This window comes from Streptomyces sp. WAC06614 (assembly GCF_003949795.1).
Lineage (GTDB): Bacteria > Actinomycetota > Actinomycetes > Streptomycetales > Streptomycetaceae > Streptomyces.
On sequence record NZ_RPRY01000469.1, the window covers coordinates 1 to 4,192 of the forward strand.

The 4,192-nt window shown below is 75.6% G+C and carries 3 protein-coding genes; 1 reads left to right on the forward strand and 2 read right to left on the reverse strand.

All coding sequences use genetic code 11. From position 1 onward, the window contains the following. Positions 1–11: 11 nt before the first annotated feature. Positions 12–959 (reverse strand): TIGR01777 family oxidoreductase, encoded by a 948-nt coding sequence (locus tag EF918_RS33285; RefSeq protein ID WP_260610921.1) that lies wholly within the window; start codon positions 957–959, stop codon positions 12–14. Between the two features lie 54 nt (positions 960–1,013). Here EF918_RS33285 and EF918_RS33290 point away from each other — a divergent pair, with 54 nt between their 5' ends. After that, the gene (locus EF918_RS33290) at positions 1,014–2,252 is read left to right on the forward strand and encodes an FAD-dependent oxidoreductase (RefSeq protein ID WP_125652626.1); all 1,239 of its coding nucleotides are present in this window, start codon (positions 1,014–1,016) and stop codon (positions 2,250–2,252) included. Between the two features lie 225 nt (positions 2,253–2,477). On the opposite strand, the gene EF918_RS33295 is transcribed toward EF918_RS33290, so the two are convergent. After that, a complete protein-coding gene (locus EF918_RS33295) occupies positions 2,478–3,917 on the reverse strand; it encodes a regulator (RefSeq protein ID WP_125652627.1) in 1,440 nt (479 codons plus the stop codon). Positions 3,918–4,192: the final 275 nt, after the last annotated feature.

Below are 4,192 nucleotides of genomic sequence, written 5' to 3' on the forward strand. Positions count from 1 at the left end.
CCCCCGGGCCCTCAGCCCGGCTCGTCCCCGCCCAGCGCCGCGCGCAGCGCGTCCTCCACGTCCGGGTACCGGAAGACGAACCCGGACCGCAGCAGCCGCACCGGCCGGGCCCGCTGGCTGCCCAGTACGTCCTGGGCCAGTTCGCCGAGGACGATCCGCAGCACCGGTGCCGGTACGGCGAACGCCGTCGGCCGGTGCAGGACGCGGCCCATGGCGGCGGTGATCTCCCGGTTGGTCGGCGGCTCCGGCGCCGTGAGGTTGACCGGGCCGCTGAGGGCGGGGGTGTCGATCAGGTGCCGCAGGGCCGCGACCTCGTCGTGCAGGGAGATGAACGGCCAGTACTGGCGGCCGTCGCCGAGCCGGCCGCCGATGCCGGCCTTGAAGACCGGGAAGAGCCGGGCCCAGGCCCCGCCCTCGCGGGCGACGACCAGGCCGGTGCGGGCCAGGACGGTGCGCACCCCCGCCTCCTGCGCGGGGGCGGTGGCGGCCTCCCACTCCGCGCAGACCGAGGGCAGGAAGCCGTCCCCCACCGGGGAGCCCTCGTCGAGGACGCGGTCGCCCTGGTCGCCGTAGTACCCGACGGCCGAACCGCTGACCAGCACCTGGGGCGGCTCGTCGAGGGCGGCGAGGGCGCGGGCGAGGGCCGTGGTGCCCAGCACCCGGCTGTCACGGATCGCCCGTTTGTGGGCGTCGGTCCACCGCCGGTCGCCGATGCCGGCGCCGGCCAGGTGGACCACGGCCGTGCAGCCGGCCAGGCCCGCCGGGTCGACGTGACCGGCCGACGGGTCCCAGCGCGCCTCGTCCGGCGCGGCCGGTGGGCGCCGTACGTACCGCACCACCTCGTGCCCGTCCGCGCGCAGGGACCGTACGAGGGCCTTGCCGATGAGCCCGGTGGAACCGGTGACCGCGGTGCGACCGAAGTTGTGCCCAATACCGCACCGGACTTGGGTTCCCCTCAAGTCCGTTGGGGGAAGGAGGACCAGACAAGCCGCGCCGACCTCGGGGAGGGGCACGTGCTCAGCAGCGCACACCATGCGGACGTCGTCATCGTGGGAGCCGGAGTCTCGGGACTCGCGGCGGCACACCATCTGATCGCAGCGGGGGTCAGCGTCATCCTCCTGGAGGCCGCCGACGGCCCCGGCGGGCGAATGGCCACCGACACGGTCGGCGGATTCCGGCTGGACCGGATCGGCCAGTTGCTCAACACCTCGTACCCGGAGCTGGACCTGACGCCGGGTCTGGCCGACCTGGTCCTGCGGCCGTTCGCCCCCGGCGTGCTCGTGCACACCGAGGGCAAGCCGCAACGGGTCGGCACGCTCACCCCGGCCAGGGCCCTGGCCAGCGGCTCGCTGGACCAGGCCCGGCTCAGCGCGGCGCTGGGCCGGCTGGCGCAGCTGCCGGTGGAGCGGGTGCTGGCCCGCCCGGAGCGCACGGCGCGCGCCGCGCTGCGCTCCCGGGGCACCGGGGCCCTGCGGCCCCTGCTCGCCACCCTGCTCTGCGACCCGGACCTCGGCACCTCCAGCCGGGTCGCCGACCTGGCGCTCCGGGGCTTCGCGCAGGGCCGGCTGGCGGTGCCGGAGGGCGGCGCGGCGACGCTGCCCGCACTCCTGGCGGCCGGCCTGCCGACGGGCACGATCCGTACGGGCGTACGGGTCCGGTCGGTCGCCACGAACGTGGTCGTGACGGAGGACCACGGGGAGTTCCGCTGCCGTTCCGTCCTGCTGGCGACGGGGGCGCGGGCGGCGGCCGCGCTGTTGCCGGGGCTGCGGGTGCCGGCGTTCCACGAGATGACGGTGATCCACCACGGGCTGCCCGGCGGGCTGCCGTCCGACGGGTCGCTGATGCTGGACGGGGACCCGAAGTGGCCGGTGGCGCACACGGCCGTGATGAGCGCGGTCGACCCGGGCCGGGCGCCGGCCGGTCGTGCCCTGGTGACGACGACGGTCCTGGGGCCGCCCCCGCCGCCCCGGACGGTCGCGGCCCGGCTGGCGCGCCTCTACGAGGTCTCCACGCGGGAGTGGGACCTCCTGGCGGTCCACCACACGCGGGAGGCGGTCCCGGCGATGCCGCCGCCGCACGACCTGCGGCGGCCGGTGCGGGTGCTGTCGGGCCTGTACGTGTGCGGCGACCACCGCGACACCAATACCGTGCAGGGCGCCCTGCATTCGGCCCGGCGGGCGGCGGCCGCCGTCCTCCGCGACTTCGGCATGCCCCTCCTCACCACGGACCCGGGCCTGCCGGCCGCCGCCTGAGCCCTACCGGTGCCTGACCTCGCCTTCCGTGGCCGAGCCCCGGCCTCCTTGCCCGGGCTCGGCCTTGGCTCCCGCGGCTGGGCCCCGGCCTCGTTGCCCGGGCCCGGCTCCGGGTTTCGGGGGCTCCGCCCCCGGACCCGCAGGGGCCTTTTCAGCCCGTCCGGCGTGTGAGGACCCGGGGCACAGGCGGCGGCGGAGCCCCTGGTTCTGGGGCCCCGACCCCGGTCAGGCCAGTGACGCGACCCGGTCGCGGTAGGACTTGACCGGGGGAGCGTCGCGATAGGGCTCCAGCCTGCGTTCGAAGTCGCGGACGTATTCCACGGCCCGCACCGACCGCATCTCCATGGCCTGCTGCGCAGCCTCCGCCCCCAGGGCGCAGGCCTGGTCCAGTTCGCCCAGCCCCAGTCGGGCCGTGGCCAGCACCACGCGGCAGAACAGTCGTGAGCGGGCGAAGGCGGGGCCCCTCAGCTGCAGGGAGCGTTCCGCGTGCTGCGCCGCCGCACGGTACTGCTGCAGGTCGCGGTGGGCGTGCCCGAACTCGTCCGCGAGCTGGGCCTCGTCGAAGAACCGCGCCCAGTGCGGCACGTCGTCGCCCGGCCGGGCCGCGCCCAGCGCCCGTTCCGCCCGTACCAGCGACGCCGTGGCGGCACGCACCTCGCCGAGGACCCCGTGCCCGCGGGCCTCCGCCGCGTGCAGCATCGCCTGGACCACCGGCGGCGGCCCGGAGCCGACGCCCTGCTGGGCGACCCGGGCCAGTTGCACCGCCTCCCGGCCGTGCCCCAGGTACACCGCCTGCCGGCTCATCGTCACCAGCACGTACGAGCCGTACGGCCGGTCCCCGGCCGCCTGCGCCAGCCGCAGCGCCTGCACGAAGTACCGCTGCGCCAGTCCGTGCGCCGCGATGTCGTACGAGGTCCACCCGGCGAGCCGGGTCAGATCGGCCGCGGCGGCGAACAGCCGCCGCCCGGTCGTCTCCCCGTACGTGCCGCGCAGCATCGGCTCCGCCTCGTGCTCCAGGTACCGCACCAGCGCCTGCCGGGCGTGCCCGCCCCCGTACGCCTGGTCCAGCGCCCGGAACAGGTCGCTCACCGATCGCAGCGCCGCGATGTCCCCGGCCGTCACCCGTTGCCCGGGGCCCCGGTCGATCTGCCGCTGCCGCGGCACCCCGGTCCGGCCCTGGGTCGGCACCCGGACCTGCGCCGGGTCCGCGCCCCGGCCGACCCGTTCGTCGGCCCGGCCGATCAGCCAGTCCCGGCTCGGCACCACCAGCCCGGCCGGGGTGAAGGCGATCTTCCGCAGTTCGGCGTGCGAGCCGGAGTCCTTGCGCCACAGCCCGCTCGCGATGTCCACCGCCTCCTCCGGCGTGGCCGCGAACTCCAGCCCCGCGTACACCGGCGCGCACGCGTCCAGGCCCAGGTCCTGGGCGGAGAGCCGGCGGCCCAGGCGCCGGGTGAAGACCTCGGCGATCAGCGCGGGGGTGGTCCCCCTCGGCTGCTGGCCACGCAGCCACCGGGTCACGGAGGTCTTGTCGTAGCGCAGATCGAGACCGTGCTCCAGGCCGAGCTGGTCGACCCGGCGGGCGAGCCCGGCGTTGGAGAACCCGGCTTCCGCGATCAACGCTGCGAGCTGCCGGTTGGGGACACGCTGGGCTGGTCGTTCCGTCATCGGCTCCACGGTCTCCTGACGTGACGGACCGGGGTCCCGGCCCTGTGAACGGCGTGAATGTAGCGGCGAACTCCGCCCGTACCGCCCCCTTGGTCCCACATTCATCCGATCGTGCGAAGAACCGGGAGGTCTCTTTACGGACAGGCCGCCTAGGTGTGTTGTCCCGGGACGTTGGTGACACGCGTGCTGGGTTCTTGAAATGGGTGAGGGCCTCCGGGTTCGGTGTGGATTGCGACATCTACACGGATCCGAGGAGGCCCTCGTGCCCCACCGTA